We start from the raw sequence: 5,133 nt of genomic DNA on the forward strand, positions 1-5,133 counted from the left end.
TCAATCAGTTAAGTTCAATGAGATATTCGATATGACAACTAAAATAGGAGGCGCGATGCCTCCTATTTTGTTTGACGGTGGTGTGCGTCTACTATTCGAATGGTGCAGGGTCACCAGATCCCAAACGAACCACAACAGGTTCACCTTCGCTAAAGTCAATTACAGTCGTAGGTTGTTCACCTAGGTAACCGCCATTAAGAATCACATCAACCGCATGTTCTAGTTTATCGCGAATATCCTCTGGATCAGATTCTGTTACGTCACTGCCAGGTAGAATCAACGACGTAGACATCATCGGCTCACCTAATGCTTCCAACAAGTCCAAGGCAATTTGATTGTCTGGAACACGGATACCGATGGTCTTACGTTTTGCATTCATCAAACGACGCGGCACCTCTTTTGTGCCTTTGAAGATGAAGGTGTAAGGACCTGGTGTGTTATTTTTCAGCAGTCGGAATGCAGAGTTATCCACTCGCGCATAGAGAGAAAGCTCCGACAAATCACGACACAGTAAAGTAAAGTTATGCTTATCATCCAGACGACGAATCTGACAGATTCGTTCCAGTGCCTGTTTGTTCTCCAACTGACAGCCAAGTGCGTACCCTGAATCAGTAGGGTAAACCACAACGCCGCCGTTACGAATGATTGCTACTGCTTGATTAATCAAGCGAGCCTGTGGGTTTTCTGGGTGAACGTAAAAAAACTGGCTCATTGTAATTCCTCATTATCGAGCCTCTCGGCTCTATATTTTTATGGGTTCTCGACTTCGTATTACTGAGTATTATTCAACGAAGGATCTATTCCCCAATCTTTCCAAACTGGTTCGACGCCAGCAGGCAACCATAGGTTCCTTCCTAGCTCCATCCACGGTGATGGGTAGTGAAAATCACTGCCTTGAGAGGCTAATAGTTTGTATTGTATAGCATAATCAGCCAAGTTGCGCCTTTCTTGTTGCGCTTGCTGTGGCTGTGCAACTTCCATCGCATCACCACCCGCTTCGACAAACGCTGCTAGAAGACGCTTAATCCACTTCGCTGTCAACTTATATCTACCAGGATGCGCTAATACCGCCATTCCACCAGCCGCATGGATAGCATCAACCGCATCCTTCATCGAACACCAATTCGGTGGTACATAACCTGGGTTATTACGCGTTAGGTATTTTTTAAACACCATTTGCATGGTTTTTGCGTAACCATTATCTACCAACCATTTCGCGAAATGCGCTCTTGTCACTGGAGCATCACCGGCGATTTGCCTTACCTCTTCAAGCACACCTACTCGAGTTGCTTTTTGTAGTCGCTCTGCAATTAACTCAGATCGTGTTATGCGATGCTGCTTCTGCTGTTCTATGAGGGCAGATAATTGTTCATTTTCCGGATCGATATTCAGGCCGACAATATGAATGTCTTTGTTTTGCCAGACGGTCGATATCTCAATGCCATTGATGATTTTTATCGGCAAATTATTATCTTGAACGTATTGCTTAGCTAACGCCAAACCGTCAACCGTATCGTGATCAGTGATCGCCAAAACCTCGATATCAAAACTCAGCGCCCTTTCCACTAAATCTTTAGGCTCTAACCGACCGTCCGATGCAGTGGTGTGACTATGTAAATCAATTCTCATATTTTTATCGTTTTAATGCCGTTTTGGGGTTGACTTTTTACTCTCGCACTAGTTAACTAGTACACAAATACAAAGTACGTAATTTAAGGTTCACCATGTTACAAGAATTTAACCAAAACCAAAAAGCGAAAGTTGCGGTTTGTCTTAATAAGGCAAACTCATCAGATCTTGCTTGGTGGCGCACTTGGACTAGTTCTTGGTGGGCAAACGTATACTTCTAGTTTATAGAACCAAACGTTGTAAAGCCCGCTACTTAAGCGGGCTTTTTTGTTTTGTTGCTCATTTCACATTCAACTGCCTAAACATTAATCGAATATAGCCAACTCTAGATTGGGAGAACGTTTGCTTTATGCGACTATGTACGGCAGGAAGATTTAAACAGCTACAAGGAGGTCTTGTGAACAAGGCCATTGAAATTAAGAAACTTGGACAGCTTGAAGTGCTAACGGCTTCCGTCCCTTATACTCAAGACCCGACTCGCTTGTTCCACACACTATGTGAGAACAAAACTGACAGCCTATTGCTGGAATCTGCTGAGATCGATTCAAAGCAAAATTTAAAATCCCTGCTGATCGTAGATTCAGCGGTTCGCATTGTTTGCTTCGGCCATACCGTTAGCATGCACGCCTTGACCAATAACGGTAAAAACCTACTGTCTCACCTAAACCAGAACATCCGTGGTGACGTTGAGAGCAAGTTCGATGGCGAAACGCTAACTTTGCAGTTTAACCAGCCATGCGACACGTTAGATGAAGACTCTCGCCTACGTGAAGCCTCTTCTTTCGATGCGCTGCGTTTGGTTCAGCATAGTTTTGATATTTCACAGCAAGACAAACACGCAATTTTCCTTGGTGGTCTGTTTGCCTACGACTTAGTCGCAAACTTTGAGCCGCTTGGTAATGCCGAAGCAACAAATCAGTGTCCAGATTACGTTTTCTACGTCGCGGAAACACTACTTGTTGTCGACCATCAAACGGAATCTTGCCAGCTTCAAGCGACGTTGTTTGTTGATGGTTCAGAGAAAACAGCGTTAGAGACTCGTATTGCAGAAATTAGCGCCCAATGTGCAGCGCCAAAACTGTTGCCGAGTGCAGAGCAAATAACAGATGTAACGGTAGAACCTAGCGTGTCTGATGCAGACTTCTGCCAAACCGTTCGCGACTTAAAAGAGTTCGTAGTGAAAGGCGATGTATTCCAAGTTGTACCGTCTCGTAGATTCACTCTACCTTGTCCTTCTCCACTGGCTGCTTATAAAGAACTGAAACAAAGTAACCCAAGCCCTTACATGTTCTACATGCAAGATGAGCTGTTCACTCTGTTTGGCGCATCACCAGAAAGCGCGCTTAAGTATGAAACCGATACCAACCAAATTGAAATCTACCCAATCGCAGGCACTCGTCGCCGCGGTAAGCGCCCTAACGGCGAGATTGATTTCGACCTAGACAGCCGCATCGAACTTGAACTGCGCACCGACATGAAAGAAAACGCAGAACACATGATGTTGGTTGACTTGGCACGTAACGACGTCGCTCGTATTGCTCAAGCTAGTACTCGCCACGTAGCAGACCTTCTAAAAGTCGACCGCTACAGCCACGTAATGCACTTGGTGTCTCGTGTGGTTGGTCAACTGCGTGAAGACCTAGACGCGCTGCACGCATATCAAGCATGTATGAACATGGGTACGCTCACCGGCGCACCTAAGATTCGTGCCATGCAGTTGATTCGCGATGTAGAAGGCGCACGACGCGGTAGCTACGGCGGCGCTGTTGGCTACCTCACTGGTGAAGGCACACTCGACACCTGTATCGTGATCCGCTCAGCGTACGTTGAGAACGGCATTGCTCAAGTTCAAGCTGGTGCTGGCGTGGTGTTCGACTCTGATCCGCAAGCGGAAGCAGACGAAACGCGCGGCAAAGCACAAGCGGTAATCTCTGCTATCCAAGCAGCGCATAAGTCACAATAAGGAATAGGGTTCAGAGATGGCTAATATCATTTTTATCGATAACTTTGACTCGTTCACCTACAACCTTGTGGATCAGTTCCGCTCGTTAGGTCACTCGGTCAAGATTTACCGAAACAACATCCCAGCAGAAACCATCGAACAAGCGGTAAACGAGCTTGAAAACCCAGTGGTTCTGCTATCGCCAGGCCCTGGTGCTCCTTCAGAAGCAGGCTCAATGCCTGAGCTTATCCAACGCATGAAAGGCAAAGTGCCGATGATCGGCATTTGTCTTGGTCACCAAGCGATTGTTGAAGCGTACGGTGGCACCGTTGCTGGCGCGGGCGAAATCATTCACGGTAAGGTCTCTATGATGGAGCACCAAAACCATGCGATTTACCAAAACCTACCATCACCACTTGCAATTGCACGTTACCATTCGCTGGTTGCGACCAAGGTTCCTGAGAGCCTAACCATCACAGCAGAAGTGGATGACTTGGTAATGTCTGTTGTACATGAAGAAGATAAAGTTTGCGGGTTCCAATTCCACCCGGAATCTATTATGACGACCTACGGAGCAACACTGTTGGCCAATGCCATTGAATGGGCACTTGAAGAACAAACTTCAGCGAACCCACTCACTGCTTAAAAAGCACTTGGCACATAAGAAATTTATGAGAGGAAATATGGAAGCAATCATCAACCCTATTATTACCAAACTGTACGAGCAAGAATCGCTTACTCAGGAAGAGAGCCAACAGCTATTCGACATCATTATCCGTGGTGAACTAGATCCAATTTTGATGGCGTCAGCGCTGACTGCACTAAAAATCAAAGGCGAAACGCCAGACGAAATTGCAGGCGCGGCAAAAGCACTGCTGGCAAACGCAAACCCATTCCCTCGTCCAGATTATGATTTCGCGGATATCGTAGGTACTGGCGGCGACGGTCACAACACCATCAACATTTCAACCACTGCGGCGTTTGTTGCTGCAGCATGTGGTCTAAAAGTAGCGAAACACGGTAACCGCAGCGTTTCAAGCAAATCGGGGTCTTCTGACCTTCTTGATTCATTTGGTATCAACCTAGCTATGAGCGCAGAAGATACGCGCAAAGCGGTAGACGATATCGGTGTTGCTTTCCTATTTGCACCTCAATACCACGGTGGTGTGCGCCATGCGATGCCAGTGCGTCAAACCATGAAAACACGCACCATCTTTAACATTCTTGGCCCACTGATTAACCCTGCTCGTCCTAACATCGAATTGATGGGCGTTTACAGTGAAGAACTGGTTCGTCCTATCGCAGAAACCATGCTACAAATGGGTATGAAGCGCGCCGCTGTAGTACACGGCAGTGGTTTGGACGAAGTAGCAATTCACGGTGAAACAACCGTTGCCGAAATCAAAGACGGTAAGATCACAGAATACAAATTAACGCCTGCAGACTTCGGTCTAGAAGCGCACCCACTAGAAGCAATCAAAGGTGGCGATCCTGAAGAAAACAAAGCGATCATTACCAATATTCTGACGGGTAAAGGGACAGACGCACAATTGGGCGCAGTG

Annotated in this window: 6 protein-coding genes and 1 other annotated feature; of the genes, 4 read left to right on the forward strand and 2 right to left on the reverse strand. The window is 46.5% G+C overall.

Translation table 11 applies throughout. From position 1 onward, the window contains the following. Positions 1-91 precede the first annotated feature (91 nt). Positions 92-712, reverse strand: a complete 621-nt coding sequence (locus IQR33_RS08605; RefSeq protein WP_005376791.1) for an L-threonylcarbamoyladenylate synthase — start codon at positions 710-712, stop codon at positions 92-94. Positions 713-771: 59 nt separating this feature from the next. Beyond that, entirely contained in the window at positions 772-1,629 is an 858-nt protein-coding gene (gene rnm, locus IQR33_RS08610; protein WP_005386777.1) for an RNase RNM, read from the reverse strand. A gap of 95 nt (positions 1,630-1,724) precedes the next feature. Here rnm and IQR33_RS08615 point away from each other — a divergent pair, with 95 nt between their 5' ends. The 4 genes from IQR33_RS08615 to trpD form a co-directional block, all read left to right on the forward strand. Continuing rightward, positions 1,725-1,850: a trp operon leader peptide gene (locus tag IQR33_RS08615; RefSeq protein WP_005376787.1), complete on the forward strand. Its 126-nt coding sequence runs from the start codon at positions 1,725-1,727 to the stop codon at positions 1,848-1,850. Beyond that, positions 1,797-1,900 (forward strand) — a sequence feature (Trp leader region). Its footprint overlaps the gene before it by 54 nt. 126 nt (positions 1,901-2,026) lie before the next feature. Next, the gene (locus tag IQR33_RS08620; protein WP_193838089.1) at positions 2,027-3,592 is read left to right on the forward strand and encodes an anthranilate synthase component 1; all 1,566 of its coding nucleotides are present in this window, start codon (positions 2,027-2,029) and stop codon (positions 3,590-3,592) included. Positions 3,593-3,608: 16 nt separating this feature from the next. Continuing rightward, positions 3,609-4,217 (forward strand): aminodeoxychorismate/anthranilate synthase component II, encoded by a 609-nt coding sequence (locus tag IQR33_RS08625; RefSeq protein WP_005434961.1) that lies wholly within the window; start codon positions 3,609-3,611, stop codon positions 4,215-4,217. A gap of 37 nt (positions 4,218-4,254) precedes the next feature. Then, positions 4,255-5,133 (forward strand): anthranilate phosphoribosyltransferase (trpD, locus tag IQR33_RS08630; protein ID WP_193843631.1); only part of this gene is annotated, 879 nt, incomplete at its 3' end.

The sequence above is a fragment of the Vibrio sp. OPT46 genome (assembly GCF_015163535.1).
Lineage (GTDB): Bacteria > Pseudomonadota > Gammaproteobacteria > Enterobacterales > Vibrionaceae > Vibrio > Vibrio alginolyticus.

Bases quoted from the DNA above. Each gene is read 5' to 3' on its own strand.
- IQR33_RS08625 (WP_005434961.1), top strand. From the start codon at position 3,609: ATGGCTAATATCATTTTTATCGATAACTTTGACTCGTTCACCTACAAC.
- rnm (WP_005386777.1), bottom strand. From the start codon at position 1,629: ATGAGAATTGATTTACATAGTCACACCACTGCATCGGACGGTCGGTTA.
- IQR33_RS08605 (WP_005376791.1), bottom strand. From the start codon at position 712: ATGAGCCAGTTTTTTTACGTTCACCCAGAAAACCCACAGGCTCGCTTG.
- IQR33_RS08615 (WP_005376787.1), top strand. From the start codon at position 1,725: ATGTTACAAGAATTTAACCAAAACCAAAAAGCGAAAGTTGCGGTTTGT.